The following is a 19,881-nucleotide window of genomic DNA, read 5'->3' on the forward strand; positions in this document are numbered from 1 at the left end:
CCGTCCTTCCATGGGTAGAGCTGAAGTGATCCATGACGTATCGGACGGGGGTGGCGGATGCGCCGGGACGTGAACGCGATCGGTGGTTCGGCGCGGATTTACGGAACAAGTATTCAGGCGGGAGATGTTGCGGGCGGTATTCACGTGCATTCGGAGATCGCGCCACGGCCTCCGGTGCCACGTCAGCTGCTGTCCGTCACCCGGCATTTCACCGACCGAGGACGTGATCTGTCGGCGCTGGATGATCTCTACGAAGGGTGTGCGGAGCCGGCCGGCCCGCTGATCGTGGTCAGCGGCCCCGCCGGGGTCGGCAAGACCACCCTGGTGTCCCGGTGGCTCCGGGGAATGGCGGTTAGATTTCCCGACGGCCAGCTGTATGCCGACCTCCGCGGCCACTCGGCGGCCGGTCCGGCCGCTCCGGGGGAGGTACTGGGCCAATTCCTGCGCGCCATGGGCGTCGTGCAGGTGCCGCTCGGTCTGGAGGAGCGCGCCGCGCTCTGGCGCTCCGTCACCGATGGGCTGCGCGTCTCGATCATGCTCGACAATGTCTTCTCCGCGGCCCAGGCCAGATCTCTGCGGCCTGGTGGCCGGCCCGGCCTGGTCGTCGTGACCAGCAGGTACCGGCTGACCGGGTTACGGGCCGACGGAGCGCTCTACCACGAACTCGGCCTGCTGGAGCAGTCGGCCGCCGTGGAGATCATCTCTCTGGGGATCGGCGCCGAGCGCGTACGGCGCGAGACCACCGCCGTGCAACAAGTCGCGTCGCTGTGCGCGGGGTTGCCCCTGGCTGTGTGCCTGGCCTCCGCGCGGCTCGCCTCCCGTCCCCGTCAGCCCATGCGTGCCCTGGTAGACGCGCTCACCCAGGACCGGAGCCGGCTGGCGGCGCTGGCCGTGGAGGGGGAATCCTCGGTGTACCACGCTCTCGACGAGTCGTATGCGGTGCTGGCGTCCGACGCGGCGCACCTCTACCGCAGCCTCGCGCTGCTGCCGGCCCGGGTGCTGGATTCACGTATCGCGGCGGCCGCCCTCGCAGTGTCCCTGGAGGAGGTCGAGCGGCTGCTGGGCGTGCTGGTCGAGGCGAACTTACTGGAGGACACGGGCCCGGACGCCTATCGCTTCCACGACCTGGTCCGTCTGCACGCCGAGGAACGCGGACGGGCGGAGGAGCATCCGGACGCGCGCGAAGAAACGCTTCGCCGCGTGGGTGACTGGCACCTGGCCACCGCTTCGGAAGCCCAGAAGCTGCTTTCCCCCATCCAGGCCACCTTCGACCGCGTCTATGCCTACTACCCGGATGTGGCGCCTCCCTTCACGGACGAGGGCGGTGCGCTGCACTGGCTGGAGAGCCACCGGTCGGACCTGATGGCGACGGTGCGTACCGCGTACGAGAGGCAATGGGACGGTCTGGCCTGGCAGCTCGTGGACGCCATGTGGCCGCTGTTCCACCGGCTGCGCCATTACGAACTCTGGACCGAGGCGCACGCCATCGGCCGACGCGCGGCCGCGCGCGTCGAAGACCGTACGGCGGAACGCCAGATGCTCAATTCCGGGGCCATCGGGCTCAATGCCGCCGGGCGCCCGGAAGAGGCCATCGAATGGTTTGAGGTGTCGTTGCGCGCGGCCCGCGAGGTCGGTGACATCCGTGACGAAGGACAGGCCCTGCACGGCATCGGGTCCGCTCACCGGGAGGCGGGACGCTTCCGGCAGGCCGCCCGCTGCCTTACCCAAGCCATCGCGGTCTGGAACGCCGCGGGATACGGCAGGGGCGTGGCGCTGTCCCGCACCGTACTGGGCGAAATGGCCCTGGAAACCGCGGAAAAGGAAAGCGGCGGCGGAGCGGAGTCGGCCGAGCGGGCAGAAGAGCACTTCGCGGCGGCGCATGAAGCGCTGACCGCCCTGGACGATCCCTACGATGCCGCCCGGGCACGCGCTTTCCTGGGGCGCGCCTGCTCTCTCAGGGGCAGGTACGACACGGCGGTGACGCATCTCGGCGAGGCGCTGGAATTCTTCGAGTCCGCGGGGGCCATCCATTGGCAGGCGCGGACCTGGGAAATGCTGGGGAAGTGCGCGCACGAGCATTCTCTGACGGACGCGGCCCGGGACCGTTACGAGCGTTCCCGGAGCCTGTACGCGCTGCACAGCCCGTCGGACGCGCAGCGCGTCGGGGACCTGCTGGCCGCCCTGAGCGGTCCGGGAGAACCGGAGCGGCCAACAGACCCCCGGGACGAGCGGCCTATCCGTCCCGAAGAACGGTGAGGGAGCGCAATTCGTCCAAGGTGTGCCCCGCCACCAGCAGCGCGTGCAGGCACGACGCGGTCCAGGACCAGCTCACAGGCCCGGCCGTGCCCGCCCTCCGGTCGGCGAGGCGCAGCAGACGCCGGGCACCGCTCCGGTCGGCGACCGCACAGTCGCCGTTCACGGTCGGCAGGGCGGCGAGCCGGCAGCCGATGTGACGTTCCAGCATCCGGTCCAGCCGGCGCCACGCGTACTCGTGACGCAGCGGCCGGCTGTGGCACAGCACATCCGCACAGTCGAGCCAGTGTTTTCCGGAACACCTGTCGGCATCCACGGCGACATGTTCGTCTGTGCTGAGGGGGAATCGGTAAGCTGCCCGGCTTCCGGCAATTCCAGCGCGGGACCATACGGATTCCCCGGCAAGGCCATATGCGGTTTTCCCGGCAGGCCCGTATGCGGTTTCCCCGTCACCTACGGATCCCCCGGCATCGACGCACACGGACCGAACCCCGGCGGCGGTCACGGCAACGAGCCCGGAGACCGGCACTGAACCAGCACCGGTGGTGCCGATGTCCGGTCCGGACATCACGCGTACGGAACGGTGCCACAGCCACCGCGGTGCCGTGTCCGGCAAGCGGACCGGCACGGCGGTCATGCCGTCGCCCCGGTGCCGATTCCGGTAACGGCACCGGCGTCCGAATCCGCCGCAGTGGCGGACCAGGAATCCAGCGGTGGAGGAAGCGGCAGCGGGCGGGTGTCGGCCGGGTGTGCGGGCTGGCCCAGGCCCAGTACGCGGTACATCAATGTCCGCATGTTCCGCGAGAACCGCCCTGGTTCCGAGGTGATGCGGGCCGCGATGGCCGCGTATTCCACGTGCTGGTGTTCCCGGTATTCGGCAGCCGCGTACTCCAGCTGGCTGGTGAGGGAATGGCCCGGCGAAAGTGCCGGGGCCGTCCGGGCGAGGGTCGCCGCAGGCGACGCGGGATTGATCTCCGCTTCTGGTGACACGGCGAGCAGGATCGGGGCGCGGGTCAGCGTGCCGTACAGCGTCACCGACCCGTGGTCCCCGATGATCCGGTCGGCGGCCAGCAGTACGGAGCGCCAGTCCGCCTCGGGCGGTACGACGGCGATGCCGTACTCCCGGCACCGCGCCAGCCAGGCCCGTACCTGCCATGCGCCGTGGCCGGACCAGACGTTGGGGTGGAGCAGGATGGCCACCCGCCGGTTCGCGCCGGTCAGTTCGCCGATGAGCCGCGGCAGCAGCGCTTCGATCGACCCGAAGGACGACCGCGTGCCCCAGGTGGAGACGACGGCGATGAGTTGCTGCCTCTTCCGGATCCCGAGCGCACGGCGGTAGGTGGCGCGGCGGGGAAGGCTGGCCACGATCCGGTCGTGCACCGGGTCCCCGACGACGGAGGACACCGGCAGGGCTTCCGGGCACAGCTGTGCCAGCCCGTGCAGGTCGTCCCGATGCGGCAGGACCACGGCAGCCGGCAGGCACCGGCCGTCGGGGACGATGTCCGCGCGCCCGAGCCCGGCCACGCGCGTCTCGGGACCTTCGGTGACCCGCTTGAGGTAGTTGGCCCCGTGCGGCAGCGTGATCAGCGGCGCGCTGATCTCGCCCAGCCCCCTCGGCCCCGCCGCCAGCGCGAGGTCGAATTCCATCCGGGCCGCTTTCTCCCACGGCAGCACCGCGCTGCCGAGCCGGTGGAGAAGCTGGGCCACGCCGTCCCCGAACGGGTGCGGCGGAGCGGTGAACAGGACCTGCACGCGCAGGTCGGACTCCAGGAGCGAGAACACTTCCTGGAGGCGCTTGATGTACGTCACCGTGTGGGCGACAACCAGGACCCGCTTACGGCCGGTCAGCGTCAGCCATTCGCGTAACGGCTGTGGTGAGCTTTTGTCGAGCACGCTCCATGCCCCCATGACATCCCCCTGTCCGATCGAACCGGCGCGTCCCATGCGGACGCCCCGGCCGGTTGCGGGGAGGTGGTGCCCTGCGGCCTGGACGGAAAGCTGTACCGGCCCTTGAGAAAACCTTGCGTACGAGGTCGGACGGGATGCCGTCGCTCCGTGCGGCGGCTGGTGGGGGGCGGTGCCCGGGGCAGCGTGGACCTATGGGTGCGCGTACGCCGGGCAGCCGTCCACCGGGTCCTCACCCCGCCGGACCGTCACCGGCCCGGGGCGGCGTCACCGCTCCCGGCCCGTACACCGCAGCGCGGCCGCCAGCCGCCGGGCCACCTCGGGTGCGCAGCGGCCCAGTTCGACGAGCGGGCGGGGGGCGTCGGCCGCCAGTGACGGGCCGTCCAGTCCCAGCGACGGCAGGGTGATCCCCACTCCGGCCAGCGCGTCCCGTAGTTCGTCCCGTGCGGCTTCCGCGTCCGTGACGGTCTCGTCCGCCGTCGCGCGTTCCACTGTGTCCATGATCGCAGCGCCTTCCCTCGGTGCCCGTGCCGTGCTTCCACCGGAAGCAGCGTTCGGTGAAACCACGATTACTAGGAGTAGCCAATTATGCGGCCGTGAAACGAATTCGGGAGGGCTTGTGGCGATACCCGCGCAACCGGGTGTAAGAGCCCGCCGGTGAGGCCGCCGGGGACCGCCTCTTACCCTTGAAACGCCCCGTCCGGATGGTCCGCGCCGGGTTGACGGCTGCGTCCGCCGGACCGGTCGTGCCACCCCGCGCCCGGCCCGTCGCGCCACCGTCCCGCAGCCCGTCCGACCCCGTCCGTCCCCCATGTGCCCCGTTCGACCGAAGCCCCGAGGTGACCGGCAGTGAGCCCCGCCCCGCCCGCAGCGCCCGCGCCGCACACCCCCGCCCACGGCATCCCCGCCCGCGTCACCGTCGTCGGCATCGGCGCCGACGGCTGGGACGGGCTGCCCGCCGTGTCCCAGGAGGCACTGCGGAGCGCCGGGACGCTCATCGGCGGCGCGCGGCAGCTCGGCCTGCTGCCCGCCGAATGCCCGGGCGAGCGGATTGCGTGGCCGTCGCCGCTGCGGCCCGCCGTACCGGGGCTGCTCGCCGCGCACGCCGGGCGCGAGGTGTGCGTCCTGGCCAGCGGGGACCCGATGTTCCACGGCATCGGGCGGACGCTGGCCGAGGTGCTGGGCGAGCTGGGTGCCGCGCCGCCCCGCGTGCTGCCGCACCCGTCCTCCGTCTCGTACGCGTGCGCCCGCCTCGGCTGGCCCGTGGAGGAGACGGAGGTCGTCACTCTGGTCGGCCGCCCCCTCGCCGGGCTCTCCGCCGCCCTGCACGACGGCCGCCGTCTGCTCGTCCTCTCCGCCGGAGCCGAAACCCCCGCACAGGTCGCCGGACTGCTGCGCGAACGCGGTTTCGGGCCGACCCGGATGCGCGTACTGGAACAGCTCGGCGGCTCGCGCGAGCGGCAGGCCGAGGGGACGGCGGCGGACTGGCCGCCCACCGCCTCCGACCGCACCGACCCGCTCAACGTCATCGCCCTGGACTGCGTCCGCGCCCCGGACGCCCTCCGGCTCGCCGCCGCCCCCGGCCTGCCCGACGACGCGTACGAGCACGACGGCCAGCTGACCAAGCGCCACGTCCGCGCCGCCACGCTCGCCGCGCTGGCGCCCGCGCCCGGTGAACTGCTGTGGGACATCGGCGGTGGCTCCGGCTCCATCGGCATCGAGTGGATGCGTACGCACCGCACCTGCCGCGCCGTCGCCGTCGAACGGGACGCCGTACGGGCCGGGCGCATCGCCCGCAACGCGGACGCGCTCGGCGTACCGGCGCTGCGCGTGGTCACCGGCCGCGCGCCCGACGCGCTCGCCGGCCTTCCGGTGCCCGACGCGGTGTTCATCGGCGGCGGACTGACCGCGCCCGGCCTGCTGGAAGCGTGCTGGGCGGCGCTGCCGCCGGGCGGCCGGCTGGTCGCGAACACCGTCACGCTGGAATCCGAGGCGCTGCTCGCCGACTGGTACCGGCGGCACGGCGGCGACCTCGTACGTCTCGCGGTGGCGCACGCCGTACCGGTGGGCGGCTTCACCGGGTGGCGGCAGGCGATGCCGGTCACGCAGTGGTCGGTGACGAAGCGGCCGGAGACCAAGGATTCGGAGACCGAGGAGCCGGTCGGCACCGCCCTCGGCGACCGGTGACGCAGGAACCGGCCGCACCCAGCCCCCGCCCCACCCCCTCTGCCCCAGGAGACGCACAGTGACCGTCCACTTCATCGGCGCCGGACCGGGCGCCGCCGACCTCATCACGCTGCGCGGCGCCCGTACGCTGGCCCGCTGCGAGGTCTGCCTGTATGCGGGCAGCCTGGTGCCGCGCGAACTGCTCGACGAGTGCCCGCCCGGCACGCGCCTGGTCGACACCGCCGACCTCGACCTCGATCAGATCACCGCCGAGCTGGTGCGCGCCCACGAGGCGGGCAAGGACGTGGCCCGGCTGCACTCCGGCGACCCGGCCGTCTTCAGCGCCGTCGCCGAGCAGATGCGCCGCCTGGACGCGGCGGGCGTGCCGTACGAGGTCGTGCCCGGCGTACCGGCGTTCGCCGCGGCGGCGGCCGCTCTGAAGCGCGAACTGACCGTCCCCACCGTCGGTCAGACCGTCATCCTCACCCGCGTCGCCCAGCAGGCCACGCCGATGCCGGAGGGCGAGGACCTGGCGACGCTGGGCCGCAGCCGTGCGCTCCTGGTCCTGCACCTCGCGGCCCGCTACGTGGACCGGGTCGTCGCCGAACTCCTCCCGCACTACGGCGCCGACTGCCCCGCCGCGGTCGTCGCGATGGCCTCCCGCCCCGACGAACTGGTGCTGCGCGGCACACTGTCCGACATCGCGGACCAGGTGAAGGCGGCGGGCGTGGTCCGTACGGCGGTCATCATGGTCGGCCGCACGCTGGGGGCTTCGCAGTTCCGCGACAGCCACCTGTACTCGACGGAGCGGGAGCGGGGGTGCGCGGCGCGGGCCGGCCAGCATTCCGGAGGCGATCAGGCCGAATAACCGGTTGATCGGGCACGGCGGGCGCAGCAGAATCAGCCGGATGAACCCGACTCCCCCGCCCGCCGAAGCCCTGATCGTCGTCGACGTCCAGTCGGCCTTCTTCGAGGGCGAGGACGTGGCGCCCCACGCCGACGCCGTACTGGAACGCATCGTCGGCCTGATCGACCGGGCGCGGGCCGCCGGCGCGCTCATCGTGTACCTCCAGAACGACGGCGCGCCCGGCACGTCCGACGAGACGGGCACCAAGGGCTGGGAACTGCACCTGCCGGTCACCCCCGGCCCCCGCGAGGTCGTGATCCGCAAGACGGAGGACGACGGTTTCCACGAGACCCCGCTGGGCGACCTGCTCACCGAGTCCGGGGTACGGTCCGTCGTCGTATGCGGCGTGATGTCCGAGATGTGCGTGCTGGCGACCGCCCGTACCGCCCTGGAGCGGATGTACCGCGTCGTCCTGCCGCACGACGCGCACGGTACGTACGACGTGCCGCCGGCGCCCGGCGAGACGGAGGGCGTCCCGGCGGCGATGGCCTCGCGGGTCGCCGAATGGGCCCTCGGCGACGAGGTCGAGATCATCGCGTACGCGAAGGACGTCCCCTTCGCGCCGCCACCCGTCCCGTAGCAGGCCGGAGCATGCGCCGTGCGGCGGACCGGTTCACCCGCCGTCCCGCGGCCCCCGCGGTTCCGCCCGGCCCACCACGTTCCCCGCCCGGTCGATGCAGATCACATCCACCGCGACCGGCGCCCCCCGCAGCACCGCCAGGGCCTCGTCGCGGGCCGTCGCGGCCACCAGGTCGCCGAGCGGTACGCCGCGCGCCGTGCACAGCTGGAGCGCGGCCAGCCCCGTGTTGGCCCCGGCGACCTCCGCCGCCAGTTCCTCGTCCGCGCCGCCCTGCCGGGCCAGCTCCGCGAGGAACCCCTTGTCCACCTGCGAACGTGCCGAATGCAAATCGAGGTGCCCTGCCGCCAGCTTGGACAGCTTCGCGAAGCCGCCGCAGACCGTCAGCCGGGGCACGGGGTGCCGCCGTACGTACTTCAGCACCGCCCCCGCGAAGTCCCCCATGTCCAGCAGCGCGTCCTCGGGCAGCCGGTGCTCCGCGACCACGACCTTCTCCGAGGTCGAGCCGGTGCACCCGGCCACGTGCGTACGCCCGGCCGCGCGCGCCACGTCCACGCCGCGCCGGATCGAGTCGATCCACGCCGAACACGAGTACGGCACGACGATGCCGGTCGTCCCCAGGATCGACAGCCCGCCCAGAATCCCCAGCCGCGGATTCCACGTGCTGCGCGCGATCTCCTCGCCGTGATCGACCGACAGCTCGATCTCGACGTCCCCGCCGTCCCCGTACCGCGCCGCGACTTCGGCGACGTGCTCCCGCATCATCTGCCGCGGTACGGGATTCACGGCCGGCTCGCCCACGTCGAGCGGCAGGCCGGGACGGGTGACGGTGCCCACCCCCGGCCCGGCCTTGAACGCCACTCCACTGCCCGCCGGGAGCCGGCGCACGGTGGCCCGGACCAGCGCCCCGTGCGTGACGTCGGGGTCGTCCCCCGCGTCCTTGACCACGGCCGCCATGGCGCTGGAACGGTCCCGCGCCAGCTCTTCGGCGGCCAGCGCGAACGCGGGCGTCTGCCCCTTCGGCAGTGTGATCGTCACCGGGTCCGGGAAGTCCCCGGTCAGCAGGGCCGTGTACGCGGCGGTGGTGGCCGCGGTGGCGCAGGCCCCGGTCGTCCAGCCGTGCCGCAGCCCGGTGTGCGCGAGCTGCGCCGTACGGCCTCCCGTAGCGTTCGTCTTCTCCGTACCCGTACGCGCCTCACCCATGGAGAAGACCGTCCGCCATGAGCGTCCCCGCCGGACCCGTACGCCGCCCGCACGTCCTGATCCTCGGCGGCACGACCGAGGCCCGCACGCTGGCCGCCGAACTGGTGGACCGGCTGTCCGGCACGCCTGAGATCGACCGGCTACCTGGTACGCCCGAAACCGGCCGGTTGCCCGGCCTGCGCGTCACCACATCCCTGGCCGGCCGCGTCGCCGCGCCCCGGCTGCCGGCCGGCGAGGTCCGCATCGGCGGGTTCGGAGGCCCGGACGGCCTCGCACACTGGCTGCGCGAGCACGCGGTGGACGCGCTCATCGACGCCACCCATCCCTTCGCCGGCACGATCAGTTTCAACGCGGCGCAGGCCGCCGCCACGGCCCATGTTCCCCTGCTCGCCCTCCGCAGGCCCGGCTGGGTCCCGGAGCCGGGCGACGACTGGCACCCGGTGGCGTCCCTGACCGAGGCCGCGGAAGCCGTACGAGGGCTCGGCCACCGCGTCTTCCTCACCACCGGCCGCATGGGCCTCGCCACCTTCGCCCACCTCACCGACCACTGGTTCCTCGTCCGCTCCGTGGACGCCCCCGAGCCACCGCACCCACCCCACATGGACGTGCTCCTCGCCCGAGGCCCCTTCACCCTCGAAGGCGAACGCGCCCTCCTCCGCGACCACCGCATCGACGTCCTGGTGACCAAGGACAGCGGTGGCGCGGCCACGGCCCCGAAGCTGGAGGCGGCCCGGGAGGCGGGGGTGCCGGTGGTGGTGGTGCGTCGCCCGGCGGTGCCGGAGGGGGTGCCGGTGGTGGAGACGGTGGGGGATGCCGTGGGGTGGGTGTCCGCCACCATCCACTAACCCTTGCTGCTTCACCACCTCAAAACACCTCACACGTCACGCCTGAGTACACGCACTCAGGCGTGACGGGGCGACAGAAGATACGTTTGACCGTTGCCCTGAGCCCGAGTGTGACCGGCTAGGCGCAGGGAACGTCGTGACAATTGGGGGGAAGAGTGTTCTGGGACAGTAAGGCAGAGCCGAAAACGCTGAAAACGGTTGCTGCCCAAGGTGATGAGTTGCGGTCCGGCACGCTGCGCGGCGTGATTGAGTTGGACGCGGCTCACCAGAAAATATCCTCGGAAACCGAGGGATTCGCGTTCGCGCAGGAACTATTGAAGATAGAGCGGTCGTGGCGCGAACGACTAGGCGTCGTGGCTGACGAATGCGGATCGCTGAGTCAGTTGCCGAGAGAGACCGCAGGCCGGTATGAGAAGAACGAAGAGCATACGACGGAAGCCTTCTCGGGCGGCGACGGTAAGAGCTCCATCCTGCATGACAATCCTTTTGGGTAATTTCTTATGGTGACTATGAGGCAGTTGGAGAACCTTCGTTTCGGGGCGCTGAACGGCGCCAAGGGGACGTGGCAGCAAAGTTCTGCGAGGTGGGGCGGGTATCACGATCGGGTCGAAGCTGACATGATCAAGCCTCTGAACCGTGACTGGAGCGGGTTGGCGGCAGACATGGCTATGCCGCAATTCGTGAACCTGGGGGACAACTATCGCTTTGCCGGCCAGGAAAGTGTGCTCGTAGAGACACTGATAGATGGTGTCGTAACCGAGCTCCAGCAGCAGCAGAAGAACTTGGCGGAGGTGTTGGACAAGGCGGCGCGAACCGGATTCCGAGTGAGCGAAAAAGGTGAGGTGAACTTCGCCGACGAGGCTGACATACCTACCGGGATCCCGATGCGGGAGTTCCCGAACAGGAACAGGCCAGAAGGGCAACCGAGGCGGCTATAGCCTCGATCCTGGATGAGACTGCGAAGATCGACGTCCGATACCGCGACGCTTTCGCAAAGTTGTCCGCGCGTCGTGATCTCAATGTGGACGGTCTGGAATCATGGGAGGATTCCGGAGCCGTAGCGAAGGCCGCCGGTAAAGCCATCGGTCTGGACGACATCCCCACGAAGGGCACGGACCCTTCCGAGGTCAGCGCCTGGTGGAAGAAGCTGAGCCCGGAAGAGCGAGCCGAGTACCTCGCTTTGCACCCTGATGTGATCGGCAACCTCGATGGGATCCCTGCCAAGACCAGAGATTCCGCGAACCGTACGTACCTGGACCAGCTGATAACCATTGACCAGCGCTACGCGAGCACCAAGCCGCTACCGGAGACCGAAGCGCAAGCCTACGAAGGCTACCTCGCCATAAGGAGTCGGCTCGACAAGGATTCGGGCAAGGAGCCGGAGCCGCTTCTGCTAGGACTTAGCCGGGAAGGGCAGGGGAGGGCTGTTCTCTCGTACGGGGACCCGGATACGGCGGACAACGTCTCCGCTTACGTTCCCGGAACGAATTGTCGTCTGTCGAACATCGGCGGTGGGGACGGAACTCGGGCCAAAGCTATTTGGGAAGCTTCACGCAAGGCGGATCCGGGACGGAGTACGGCCTCCATTGTGTGGCTTGGGTACGACGCTCCACAGGCTGAGCCATCACTGTTTCCGGATTTCTCGGTGGCCGGTGAAGAGCGAGGGAAGAAGGGCGCTGAAGACTTCAATAACTTCCTGAACGGAATACGGGCAAGTCACGAAGGGGGGCGTCCGCATATCACGGCAATTGGACATAGTTACGGCTCCTTTACGGTCGGTCAAGCGGCGCAGAGCGAGGAGTCGGCTGCGGACGACGTAGTCCTGGTGGGTAGCCCGGGCACGGGTGCGCAGAAAGCAGACCAACTCAGCGTTGGATCGGATCACGTTTGGATTGGTTCGGCCGAGAACGATCCGATAACGCACCTGCCCAGTAAATACGAGCCAGTTGGTGTGGCGCTGGACCCCCATGAGCTTTGGTTCGGCCAGGACCCGGCCAGTGAGGGATTCGGCGGTCAACGGTTCAGCGTGGCTCCCGGTACTCTAGATGACTCCCACTTCAACTACTTCGATAAGGAAAAGGGCGGTGACTCTCTGTCGAATATCGGTAAGATTGTTACGGGACATGGGGTGGATGTCACGCGGGAGGGGCGGCGATGAAACAAGTGGCTCGGGTGCTGTGCGGTGCGGTGGGAGTAGTGGTGAGTGCCGCACTGGTTGCTGGTTGCTCCGCCGATGACGCGGGGAGCAAGGGGAAAGCGGGCGAGATTCAAGACCCGTACAAGGCGGGAAAGCATTTGGATGTGCTGCTGAACGGTGTGACATCGGCAGTCAAGCCCTCGCTTAAGTCGCGGGACGGGGCAACGGAAACCCAGCAACTGAACCACAACGTGTCCAATAAGCCGGACGGAACCGTTATCGTTTCGAAGACCAGATATATTAGAACGAAAGTGGCCCGGAGTAAGGTTGATGCGCTGGCCAACTCCATGCAGGGTTACTGCAAAGGTGAAGGTTACAAAATAACCAGCGTGAATCCGAAGGAGCCGTCTTTCGTGGCCCTCACTTCGGACGGTTACTCCCTCAGGTTTTCCGTCGGGGCGCCGGGGAACGTCTACCTCGACGCAGCCAGCCCGCCGGCAAGGGATCCCGGCACCAGCGGCGACGATACGCTCTCTGGGATGGAAGGTGACACGTTCCCAAAGGATGCCAAGGGGCAGCCGGACATCATGCCCGATCTTGAGGACGCCTACTGGTCCCATTGAAAGCCCGCCATTGCGAGTCTGATCCCCGCCCCGCCACTGGCACAACCCGCGCTCTGAACGGTCGTCACGAACTCGCGCTGCACGACGCCTGGAATGCCGCCCACGGCACGGACCGGACGACAGTCGGCCGGGCGGGAACGACCGGGCCGTGGTCGGTGCCGATGAGGTCGGCCAGGGCTTGGTGCAAGGTGGCGGGGATCGTGGTCATGGTGGACCGGGTTTCCGGTGCGCGGGGCGGGAGATGGCCGGTGAACGACCTTCTTTAGCGCACGGTGAGGAGATGGTCGTCCAGTTCCGTCACGAAGGGTTCGCCGTGCCAAGGGCGCAGCGCGTGGCGGGCTCTGCGGAGACGCAGAGCGGGGACTCGGCCGCCTGTGGCGGACACTTCGTCGGCGCAGGCGTGCAGGAGAGCGGTGCCCGCGACCGGGTCGCCCGTGTGGATTCGGGCGAGGGCCTGGTCAGTGGTGATGATTGCGCGTTGCAGGCGGTCGCGGGGACTCGTCAGTGCCGCGGCCGCATCGGCGAAGTGGGTATCGGCGGTGGTGGCATCTCCGGTGTGGAGAGCGCACAGACCCTCGAAGCCTCGCAGATGGCCGGAGGAAAAATGCGAGCCCGACGGGTCATCTTGGGTACCACGGCCGACGTCGTACCGGGCCAAAGAGAGCGCGGTCAGCGCTTGGCGACGGTCGCCACGGCTGGCGGCGATCTCGGAGTGCAGGGCGTGGGCCCGACCGCGTACGGCCGGGCTGTCTCCCGATTGCGCGTCCCGGATCGCCGCTTCGACGAGTGCGCGGGCGGTGTCGGTGCCGGGCGTGGAGTACAGCGTGACGAGGGCGTGGCTCATGTGCACGACCGCGCGGCGCCAGGCGGGGAGGTGCCCGGCGGCCTCGGTGGCGGCGGCGTACAGGGCACGCGACGTGGCGTCGTCGTACGTCTCGAAGGCGATGCGGCCGGCGAGGGTGAAGGCCTGCGCCGCGACGGCATGGAGGCTGCGGAGGGCCGGGGGCGGGGGATCGCCGGCGAGGAGGCGCCGGCAGGTCTCGACGACGGGGGAAAGGAGAAGCTGAAGCCGGACGAAGGGGAGGGAGCCGACGAGGCGGTTCGCGTCGTCCACCACGGCTTGAAGGTCGTTGATCAGGGACACTTCGGTGCGGGCGGGATCTTCAAGAGCTGCGGTGATCGTTGCTCGGGTGAGCGGGCCGACAAGGGCGAGCAGACCACCGTCGTCGACGGTCACGGTGCGGGTGACCAGGGCCCTCAGCTCCGCGAGGTGGCGGTCGCTCTCGCCGTAGTGGGTCAATGCCGTGAGGAGTTCGGCGAAGTCGCTGCCGGGGCCGAGCTGAACAACGCCACTGGTGTGACGTGCGTAGACATGCCCTAGGAGGAGTTGGTAGCGGTGGCTGGGGCGGACGGGGGAGGCGTCGCTCTCCCAGCGGGCGAGGCTGCGTTGCACGTTGAGGGGCGAGGCGGTGAGAGGGATGCCCAACCGTGAGGCGATGTCGACGAGAGATCGGGACAGACCGGCCAGGGACCAGCCACGGGATGTGCGCAAGCGCTTCAGCGTGCGAGCGCCGACGGCGGTGTCACGCGCGTTCATGGGCACATGATGCCCGTCGGCGGGTCAAACCGGCACGATCAGACGGGGCTTGCTGAGAGAGGCCGTATAGTCGAGAGTTTGCCATGTCCCGGTTTTGCCGGTTCTTCCGCTCGCGTCGTCCGGACCGTCGAGTGGGAAGCCGATGGTCAGTTCGCTTCGGTCCACCATCCAGCGGTTACGTGCGTGATATGCGGCGGCGTGCAGTCCGGGGGCTCGCAGTTCCACGATTTCGGTGATACGGCTACGGCACTGTGCCATGGCTTGTTGTGCCTCTTCCGGTTGTTCTTCGACGGTCACCGGAACCACCACGGTGACGGCGGAGCGCGTATGGGCCGCCAGCCACGACAGAGCCAGGGAATCGATGCCTTTCGCGCCGCCGACGAAGAAATGTGCTCGCGGGGTGGAGAACGGGGCGACGTAGGTGGTGAAGACCGTCTCGTACCACTGGTCCGGATGGTGGCCGGTGGCGCGCGTACCGGTGATGGTGATGGACCCGAGCATGATCAACTCCGTGTCACAGGTTGTCGTCTGCCGCTGCGGCAGCAGCCCCGCTGGAATCGGTGCATGGACACGAAAGCATCGTCGTCGCGCGGCACGGCCGCCTGCAACGACACCATCCGGTTCAGTGCGGCTCGTCCGGTCCCGCCGCTCGTCTTCATCTACGACCGCAGCGCGACAAGGTCGCACAGCCTCCTGGACCTGCGCCTCGTCGGCTGTCAGAACTACGCCGCACGGTGGGGCTGGGAAGTGGTCGGCACGTGGGTCGACCTCGGTGACCACGCTCTGGGTGTCGAGCGCCCGCAATTCGGCGAGCTTCTCGCCGCCATGCGGACGCAGGCGGAAAGGCGGAAAGCGGTCTGTCTGGTGCACAACTGGGGGCGGCTGGCTCAGGACGGCGAAGTACGTCTGCGTCAGCAGCAGCGGGTGGCACAGGCAGGTGGCTGGACTGCGACGACCTTCGACGAGTCGGACGAACGGCGCCGAGCCGTGCTGTCCGGTGTGGGCTGCTGGTAGGGGCGGGCAGGCAGGTGGAAGGAACGTACATGGGAAATTCAGCTCGCGTGCTGTTGCCTGCGTCGGAATTCCTGGCCGTGAGAGAGACCATCGCTGCTGGGAATCACGGGATGCCCGGGCTCACGGCGGAGCGCATTCTCGTACAGCCATTGGCTTTCGTCGCGACCGCTGCCCGGTACCGGAGCGCGGCCATCGCACCGTCCCGTGTCGTGGACGAAGGCTGGCACGCACTGATTCTGCACACGAAACCGTACGCCGCGCTGTGCGACCGGCTCGGCGGTTTCGTCCACCATTACCCGCAACCGCCGGACCCACGGCGGCAGCGGCAAACGGTCATCGACCGCACAACTGCGCTCATCGCTGAGGCCGGATTCGTGGTCGATGGGGAGTTGTGGCGTACACCTGCCGAGGAACTCGTGCCGGTGGCCGCCGACTGCGGGCATACGCCGCCCGGCGGCTGCGGACCGATCGGACCCTCTCCGCAATCCGGCCCCATGCCCAGGAATCCCGGGCAGTAGCCGCACGGTATCGACGATCAGGAGATGACGCGTGGAGTGGACCGACCCGCGCTATGAGCAGGTCGTCGCGGACCTGCGGGCCCGGCAGCGTGCCGAGGCGGAGGAAGGGCGTGCGCCCCGGGCGCTGAGGGGCTTCATCCGTCCCTCGCCGGAATGCGAGGACGAGGAGTGAGCGGGGGCGGGTGGGCCCGCATGTGACGCACCCGCCAAGCTCCAACCCCGTCAGTTTTCCGGGTACCGCCGTGGGGTCCACACCGTGTCCCGGTCGTTGCCGGTGCGGCGTACCGACTGCGTCTGGGACGAGCCGATGAGGAGGATCGTGCGCATGTCGACTTCCTCGGGGGCCAGGTCGGACAGGGGGACCACGCGGACGGATTCGGTCGGGCCGCCCACGTCGCGGGCGAGGACCACCGGGGTGTCGGGGGACCGGTGTTCGAGGAGGAGTTCGCGGGCCTTGGCGACCTGCCAGGTGCGGGTGCGGGAGCCGGGGTTGTACAGGGCCAGCGCCAGGTCGGCGGAGGCGGCGGCGCGTAGGCGGTCGGCGATGACCTCCCACGGCTTGAGGCGGTCGGAGAGGGAGATGACCGCGTAGTCGTGGCCGAGGGGCGCGCCCGCGCGGGCGGCTGCCGCGTTGGCGGCGGTGACGCCGGGGAGGACGCGGACGGGGACGGAGCGGTAGGGCTCCTGGGAGGCGACCTCCAGGACGGCGGTGGCCATGGCGAAGACGCCGGGGTCGCCGCCCGAGACGACCGCGACCCGGCGGCCCCGGCGGGCCAGGTCGAGGGCGAGTTCGGCGCGTTCGGACTCGACCTTGTTGTCGGAGGCGTGGCGCGCCTGGCCCGGGCGTACGGGGACGCGGTCGAGGTAGGTGGTGTAGCCGACCAGGTCGGTGGCGGAGGCGAGGGCGCCGCGGGATTCCGGGGTGAGCCAGCGGGGCCCGGCCGGGCCGGTGCCGACGACCACCACTTCGCCGAAGGCGGGTGCCGGCGGCGGGGTGGCGATGCGGCTGGGGACCACGGCCACCGAGAAGTAGGGGACGGTGGCGGGGTCCACGGAGGCCAGCGGTGCCGTCCGCTCGCCCGGCATGGTGGCGCGTTCCACGTAGTCGGCTTCCGGGAGGCGGCCGGAGTCGGTGAGCGCCTGGTGTACGGAGGGGAAGGTGCGGCCGAGCTTCATGACGACGGCGGCGTCCGTGGCGGCCAGGCGGGCGGTCAGTTCCTCGGTGGGGAGGGTGCCGGGCAGGATGGTGAGCACTTCGTCGGCTTCGCACAGGGGCTTGCCCAGGCGGGCCGCTGCCGCGCTGACGGAGGTGACGCCGGGGACGACCTCGGTCTCGTACCGGTCGGCCAGGCGCTGGTGCATGTGCTGGTAGGAGCCGTAGAAGAGGGGGTCGCCCTCGGCGAGTACGGCGACGGTGCGGCCCGCGTCGAGGTGGGCGGCGAGGCGGGCGGCGGCCTCGGTGTAGAAGTCGTCGAGGGCGCCCCGGTAGCCGCCGGGGTGGTCGGTGGTCTCCGTGGTGACCGGGTAGACCAGGCGTTCTTCGATGTGGTCCGGGCGGATGTGGCGCTCGGCGATGGAGCGGGCGATCGAGCGGCCGTGCCGGGCGCTGTGGTACGCGACGACGTCGGCGGCGGCGATGACCTCGACGGCGCGGAGGGTCAGCAGGGACGGGTCGCCGGGGCCCAGGCCGACTCCGTACAGGCGGCCGGGGGCGGGCGCAGGGGAGGCGGACGGCTCGGCCGTACGGCCGGTGGTGTGCTGCTCGGTCACTCTTCCACGCTCGCTATCGCGTTGATCGCTGCCGCGGCCATGGCGCTGCCGCCGCGCCGCCCGTGTACCACCAGGTGCTCCAGGCCCGCGGGGTGCTTGGCCAGCGCCTCCTTGGACTCCGCCGCGCCGATGAAGCCGACCGGGATGCCGAGGACGGCGGCCGGGCGCGGCGCGCCTTCCTCGATCATCTCCAGGAGGCGGAACAGGGCCGTGGGGGCGTTGCCGACGGCGACCACCGCACCCTCCAGGCGGTCCCGCCACAGTTCGAGGGCGGCGGCGCTGCGGGTGGTGCCCATGCGCTTGGCCAGGTCCGGGACGGACGGGTCGGCGAGGGTGCAGATCACGTCGTTGTCCGCGGGCAGCCGCTTGCGGGTGACGCCGCTGGCGACCATGTTGGCGTCGCAGAGGATGGGGGCGCCGTTGCGCAGGGCCTCGCTCGCCCGGGCGACGACCTCCGGGGAGTACGCCAGGTCGCGTACGAGGTCGGTCATGCCGCAGGCGTGGATCATCCGGACGGCGACCCGGCTGACGTCCTCGGGCAGCTGCGCGAGGTCCGCCTCGGCGCGGATGGTGGCGAAGGACCGGCGGTAGATCTCCGCTCCGTCCTTCTCGTAGTCGAACTCGCTCACTGTGTTTCGTTGCCCTCGGTCATGTCGTGGTGCGGATAGCCGCTGTGCGGATGGCGGTCAGGTCGTGGTGCGGGTGGCCGCGCGGGCCGCCGCGACGGCGTCGGCGAGGCGGCCCGGTTCGGTCGTGGGGACGGTGGCCGTGGCGGGCGCCCCGTGCCGGGTGCCCCGTACGGACACCTCGTAGGCGTCGCCGGTGGCCACGACATCGACCCACGTGCCGTGCGGGTGGCCGCAGCGGCGCGCGCAGCCCGACCAGTGGACGGGCAGCAGGCCGGTGCCGTCCGCGCGCAGGGTGGCCACGGCGTCCGCCCGTACGTCGGACAGGGACTTGGCGCAGCCGGGGCGGCCCGTGCAGGCGCCGAGCCCGTACCAGGGGGAGGCGGGGTCGGTGACCAGGCCGGCGGCGGCCAGCTCGCGCAGCGCGGGTCCGGCCGCCTCCGGTGAGAGGCCGGGCAGCACCACGCCGCGCCAGGGTGTCATACGGAGTTCGCCGGGGCCGTCCTGGGCGGCGAGGGAGGCCAGCCGCCGCAGCTGGGCGGTGGTGAGGCGGCCGAGGGGGGCGAGGAGGGAGAGGGCGTGGGTGCCGCCGGGGGACCGGAGGACGCCGGGGCGGGGCGGGCGGGGCGAGGCGGGTGCCGGGGGCGCGGCCGTCTCGTACGGCTGCGGGAGCCGTGTACGGAGGCGGGCGCGGACGGCCGCGGCGTCGTGGCCGGGCGGGAGTTCCCGGACGCGCCAGGAGCCGTTGCCGGCCTCGTGGGCGACGGAGAGGAACGCTTCGGCGGCGGCGAGGGCGGCGCCGGGCGCGTCGGGGCCGGGGAGGCGGAGGGCCTCGGTGTCGTCGCCGATGCGCAGCAGCGCCGTACCGCCGGCTTCTGCGACCAACGTCACATCGGCGCCGAGCGCGGCCACGTCGCCGCGGCCGTCGTCCAGGGCGAAGAGGAAGCGGCCGGAGAGGGCGGGGGCCGTCGCGCTGGCGCACAGGAGACGGTCGAGGTCGCGGGCCCATTCCTGGACGCGGGCGCCGCCTCCGGCCCCCTCGCCGTCCAGTCCGGCGAGCGGCGAGGCGACGATGTTGCGGACGCGTTCGTGCTGGTCGGAGGGGAGGAGCCCGGCGGTACGGAGGAGGTCGGCGAGGGGCGCGGCGCTGCTCTCGCCGAGGCCGCGCAGCTCCGCGTTGCCGCGGGAGGTGAGGGAGAGGTGGCCGTCGCCGAGGCGGTCCGCGGCGTCGGCGAGGGCGCGGGCCTGACGGCCCGTCAGCAGCCCTGCGGGCAGGCGGAGCCGGGCCAGGAAGCCGTCGGCGGCGGAGTGCAGCCGCAGCGCTCCGGGGCAGGCGTCACCGCGGTCCCGTACGGGGGCGGCGCCGCGGCCCGGTACCGGGGCATCGGCACGGCCCTGCACGGGGGCGCCGGCACGGTCCCGTACGCAGGCGTCACCGCGGTCCCGTACGAGGGATTCGTCCCGGTGCGGGGGTATCGCGGGGGTGGGCGGCATGGCGGCGAGCATACCGACGATGGCCCGGACGGTCCCCCGCCCGGCCGTCCGCCGCAGCCCTTACTATGCAGGTCGGTGGGTCAGCTGGCCCACCGGACGCCAGCGACGGCGCCAAGGGAGGAAGCCCGGTGGAAATCCGGCGCGGTCCCGCCACTGTGAGCCCGGCCACCGCCGGGCGAGCCAGGAACTCCCGCCGTCCGTGAACACCGCCCGGGGCGCGGACCCCGAGGAAGGCCAGACGCCGCA

At 70.9% G+C, this 19,881-nt stretch carries 22 protein-coding genes and 1 riboswitch; of the genes, 12 read left to right on the plus strand and 10 right to left on the minus strand.

The window, feature by feature from the left end:
* Window positions 1-69: 69 nt before the first annotated feature.
* Complete coding sequence (locus ACH4FX_RS08160; RefSeq protein ID WP_398476336.1) at window positions 70-2,256, plus strand: tetratricopeptide repeat protein; 2,187 nt, start codon at window positions 70-72, stop codon at window positions 2,254-2,256.
* On the opposite strand, the gene ACH4FX_RS08165 is transcribed toward ACH4FX_RS08160, so the two are convergent.
* The 3 genes from ACH4FX_RS08165 to ACH4FX_RS08175 form a co-directional block, all read right to left on the minus strand.
* Window positions 2,234-2,569 carry a hypothetical protein gene (locus tag ACH4FX_RS08165; protein WP_398476338.1) on the minus strand — a complete coding sequence of 112 codons (336 nt, stop codon included), beginning with the start codon at window positions 2,567-2,569 and terminating at the stop codon, window positions 2,234-2,236. The genes ACH4FX_RS08160 and ACH4FX_RS08165 overlap by 23 nt on opposite strands.
* 317 nt (window positions 2,570-2,886) lie before the next feature.
* The gene (locus tag ACH4FX_RS08170; RefSeq protein WP_398476339.1) at window positions 2,887-4,161 is read right to left on the minus strand and encodes a hypothetical protein; all 1,275 of its coding nucleotides are present in this window, start codon (window positions 4,159-4,161) and stop codon (window positions 2,887-2,889) included.
* Window positions 4,162-4,425: 264 nt separating this feature from the next.
* Window positions 4,426-4,659: a hypothetical protein gene (locus ACH4FX_RS08175; protein ID WP_398476341.1), complete on the minus strand. Its 234-nt coding sequence runs from the start codon at window positions 4,657-4,659 to the stop codon at window positions 4,426-4,428.
* A 399-nt stretch (window positions 4,660-5,058) separates the two neighbouring features.
* On the opposite strand from ACH4FX_RS08175, the gene cbiE reads away from it, so the two are divergent.
* Genes cbiE through ACH4FX_RS08190 form a run of 3 tightly spaced genes read left to right on the plus strand, consistent with a single transcriptional unit; the run spans window position 5,059 to window position 7,811 of the window.
* On the plus strand, window positions 5,059-6,345 hold the full coding sequence (gene cbiE, locus ACH4FX_RS08180; RefSeq protein ID WP_398476431.1) for a precorrin-6y C5,15-methyltransferase (decarboxylating) subunit CbiE: 1,287 nt from the start codon (window positions 5,059-5,061) through the stop codon (window positions 6,343-6,345).
* Window positions 6,346-6,403: 58 nt separating this feature from the next.
* A complete protein-coding gene (gene cobM / locus ACH4FX_RS08185; protein ID WP_398476343.1) occupies window positions 6,404-7,192 on the plus strand; it encodes a precorrin-4 C(11)-methyltransferase in 789 nt (262 codons plus the stop codon).
* 40 nt (window positions 7,193-7,232) lie between these two features.
* Window positions 7,233-7,811, plus strand: a complete 579-nt coding sequence (locus tag ACH4FX_RS08190; protein ID WP_398476345.1) for a cysteine hydrolase family protein — start codon at window positions 7,233-7,235, stop codon at window positions 7,809-7,811.
* 33 nt (window positions 7,812-7,844) lie between these two features.
* On the opposite strand, the gene ACH4FX_RS08195 is transcribed toward ACH4FX_RS08190, so the two are convergent.
* Window positions 7,845-9,011 carry a cobalt-precorrin-5B (C(1))-methyltransferase gene (locus ACH4FX_RS08195; RefSeq protein ID WP_398476347.1) on the minus strand — a complete coding sequence of 389 codons (1,167 nt, stop codon included), beginning with the start codon at window positions 9,009-9,011 and terminating at the stop codon, window positions 7,845-7,847.
* Between the two features lie 17 nt (window positions 9,012-9,028).
* Here ACH4FX_RS08195 and ACH4FX_RS08200 point away from each other — a divergent pair, with 17 nt between their 5' ends.
* The 5 genes from ACH4FX_RS08200 to ACH4FX_RS08220 all read left to right on the plus strand — a co-directional run bounded on the left by ACH4FX_RS08200 (window position 9,029) and on the right by ACH4FX_RS08220 (window position 12,616).
* Entirely contained in the window at window positions 9,029-9,856 is an 828-nt protein-coding gene (locus tag ACH4FX_RS08200; RefSeq protein WP_398476349.1) for a cobalt-precorrin-6A reductase, read from the plus strand.
* Window positions 9,857-10,011: 155 nt separating this feature from the next.
* Window positions 10,012-10,350, plus strand: a complete 339-nt coding sequence (locus ACH4FX_RS08205; protein ID WP_398476351.1) for a hypothetical protein — start codon at window positions 10,012-10,014, stop codon at window positions 10,348-10,350.
* A 15-nt stretch (window positions 10,351-10,365) separates the two neighbouring features.
* The gene (locus ACH4FX_RS08210; RefSeq protein ID WP_398476352.1) at window positions 10,366-10,794 is read left to right on the plus strand and encodes a hypothetical protein; all 429 of its coding nucleotides are present in this window, start codon (window positions 10,366-10,368) and stop codon (window positions 10,792-10,794) included.
* 83 nt (window positions 10,795-10,877) lie between these two features.
* The gene (locus ACH4FX_RS08215; RefSeq protein ID WP_398476354.1) at window positions 10,878-12,014 is read left to right on the plus strand and encodes an alpha/beta hydrolase; all 1,137 of its coding nucleotides are present in this window, start codon (window positions 10,878-10,880) and stop codon (window positions 12,012-12,014) included.
* 41 nt (window positions 12,015-12,055) lie between these two features.
* On the plus strand, window positions 12,056-12,616 hold the full coding sequence (locus ACH4FX_RS08220) for a hypothetical protein (RefSeq protein ID WP_398476356.1): 561 nt from the start codon (window positions 12,056-12,058) through the stop codon (window positions 12,614-12,616).
* Window positions 12,617-12,680: 64 nt separating this feature from the next.
* Here ACH4FX_RS08220 and ACH4FX_RS08225 read toward each other — a convergent pair whose 3' ends face one another.
* The 3 genes from ACH4FX_RS08225 to ACH4FX_RS08235 are packed head-to-tail and all read right to left on the minus strand — an operon-like array spanning window position 12,681 to window position 14,714.
* On the minus strand, window positions 12,681-12,824 hold the full coding sequence (locus ACH4FX_RS08225; RefSeq protein ID WP_398476357.1) for a hypothetical protein: 144 nt from the start codon (window positions 12,822-12,824) through the stop codon (window positions 12,681-12,683).
* A 54-nt stretch (window positions 12,825-12,878) separates the two neighbouring features.
* Entirely contained in the window at window positions 12,879-14,213 is a 1,335-nt protein-coding gene (locus ACH4FX_RS08230) for a hypothetical protein (protein ID WP_398476359.1), read from the minus strand.
* A 24-nt stretch (window positions 14,214-14,237) separates the two neighbouring features.
* Window positions 14,238-14,714: a hypothetical protein gene (locus tag ACH4FX_RS08235; RefSeq protein ID WP_398476361.1), complete on the minus strand. Its 477-nt coding sequence runs from the start codon at window positions 14,712-14,714 to the stop codon at window positions 14,238-14,240.
* A 63-nt stretch (window positions 14,715-14,777) separates the two neighbouring features.
* Here ACH4FX_RS08235 and ACH4FX_RS08240 point away from each other — a divergent pair, with 63 nt between their 5' ends.
* Genes ACH4FX_RS08240 through ACH4FX_RS08250 form a run of 3 tightly spaced genes read left to right on the plus strand, consistent with a single transcriptional unit; the run spans window position 14,778 to window position 15,917 of the window.
* Entirely contained in the window at window positions 14,778-15,227 is a 450-nt protein-coding gene (locus ACH4FX_RS08240) for a hypothetical protein (RefSeq protein ID WP_398476362.1), read from the plus strand.
* Window positions 15,228-15,256: 29 nt separating this feature from the next.
* Window positions 15,257-15,745, plus strand: a complete 489-nt coding sequence (locus ACH4FX_RS08245; protein WP_398476363.1) for a glycine-rich domain-containing protein — start codon at window positions 15,257-15,259, stop codon at window positions 15,743-15,745.
* A 31-nt stretch (window positions 15,746-15,776) separates the two neighbouring features.
* Window positions 15,777-15,917, plus strand: a complete 141-nt coding sequence (locus ACH4FX_RS08250) for a hypothetical protein (protein WP_398476365.1) — start codon at window positions 15,777-15,779, stop codon at window positions 15,915-15,917.
* A gap of 50 nt (window positions 15,918-15,967) precedes the next feature.
* Here ACH4FX_RS08250 and ACH4FX_RS08255 read toward each other — a convergent pair whose 3' ends face one another.
* Genes ACH4FX_RS08255 through cobG form a run of 3 tightly spaced genes read right to left on the minus strand, consistent with a single transcriptional unit; the run spans window position 15,968 to window position 19,635 of the window.
* A complete protein-coding gene (locus tag ACH4FX_RS08255) occupies window positions 15,968-17,515 on the minus strand; it encodes a precorrin-2 C(20)-methyltransferase (protein ID WP_398476367.1) in 1,548 nt (515 codons plus the stop codon).
* On the minus strand, window positions 17,512-18,144 hold the full coding sequence (locus ACH4FX_RS08260; RefSeq protein ID WP_398476369.1) for a precorrin-8X methylmutase: 633 nt from the start codon (window positions 18,142-18,144) through the stop codon (window positions 17,512-17,514). The genes ACH4FX_RS08255 and ACH4FX_RS08260 overlap by 4 nt, the downstream gene beginning before the upstream one ends.
* Before the next feature lie 57 nt (window positions 18,145-18,201).
* Entirely contained in the window at window positions 18,202-19,635 is a 1,434-nt protein-coding gene (gene cobG / locus ACH4FX_RS08265) for a precorrin-3B synthase (RefSeq protein ID WP_398476371.1), read from the minus strand.
* 117 nt (window positions 19,636-19,752) lie between these two features.
* Window positions 19,753-19,825: riboswitch (cobalamin riboswitch) on the plus strand.
* Window positions 19,826-19,881 lie beyond the last annotated feature (56 nt).

The sequence above is a fragment of the Streptomyces sp. NPDC018019 genome (assembly GCF_044327805.1).
Classification (GTDB): Bacteria; Actinomycetota; Actinomycetes; order Streptomycetales; family Streptomycetaceae; genus Streptomyces.

Bases quoted from the DNA above. Each gene is read 5' to 3' on its own strand.
- ACH4FX_RS08190 (WP_398476345.1), top strand. From the start codon at position 7,233: ATGAACCCGACTCCCCCGCCCGCCGAAGCCCTGATCGTCGTCGACGTC.
- ACH4FX_RS08245 (WP_398476363.1), top strand. From the start codon at position 15,257: ATGGGAAATTCAGCTCGCGTGCTGTTGCCTGCGTCGGAATTCCTGGCC.
- ACH4FX_RS08225 (WP_398476357.1), bottom strand. From the start codon at position 12,824: ATGACCACGATCCCCGCCACCTTGCACCAAGCCCTGGCCGACCTCATC.
- ACH4FX_RS08235 (WP_398476361.1), bottom strand. From the start codon at position 14,714: ATGCTCGGGTCCATCACCATCACCGGTACGCGCGCCACCGGCCACCAT.
- cobG (WP_398476371.1), bottom strand. From the start codon at position 19,635: ATGCCGCCCACCCCCGCGATACCCCCGCACCGGGACGAATCCCTCGTA.
- ACH4FX_RS08200 (WP_398476349.1), top strand. From the start codon at position 9,029: ATGAGCGTCCCCGCCGGACCCGTACGCCGCCCGCACGTCCTGATCCTC.
- ACH4FX_RS08170 (WP_398476339.1), bottom strand. From the start codon at position 4,161: ATGGGGGCATGGAGCGTGCTCGACAAAAGCTCACCACAGCCGTTACGC.
- ACH4FX_RS08240 (WP_398476362.1), top strand. From the start codon at position 14,778: ATGGACACGAAAGCATCGTCGTCGCGCGGCACGGCCGCCTGCAACGAC.
- ACH4FX_RS08195 (WP_398476347.1), bottom strand. From the start codon at position 9,011: ATGGGTGAGGCGCGTACGGGTACGGAGAAGACGAACGCTACGGGAGGC.
- ACH4FX_RS08230 (WP_398476359.1), bottom strand. From the start codon at position 14,213: ATGAACGCGCGTGACACCGCCGTCGGCGCTCGCACGCTGAAGCGCTTG.
- ACH4FX_RS08210 (WP_398476352.1), top strand. From the start codon at position 10,366: ATGAGGCAGTTGGAGAACCTTCGTTTCGGGGCGCTGAACGGCGCCAAG.
- ACH4FX_RS08175 (WP_398476341.1), bottom strand. From the start codon at position 4,659: ATGGACACAGTGGAACGCGCGACGGCGGACGAGACCGTCACGGACGCG.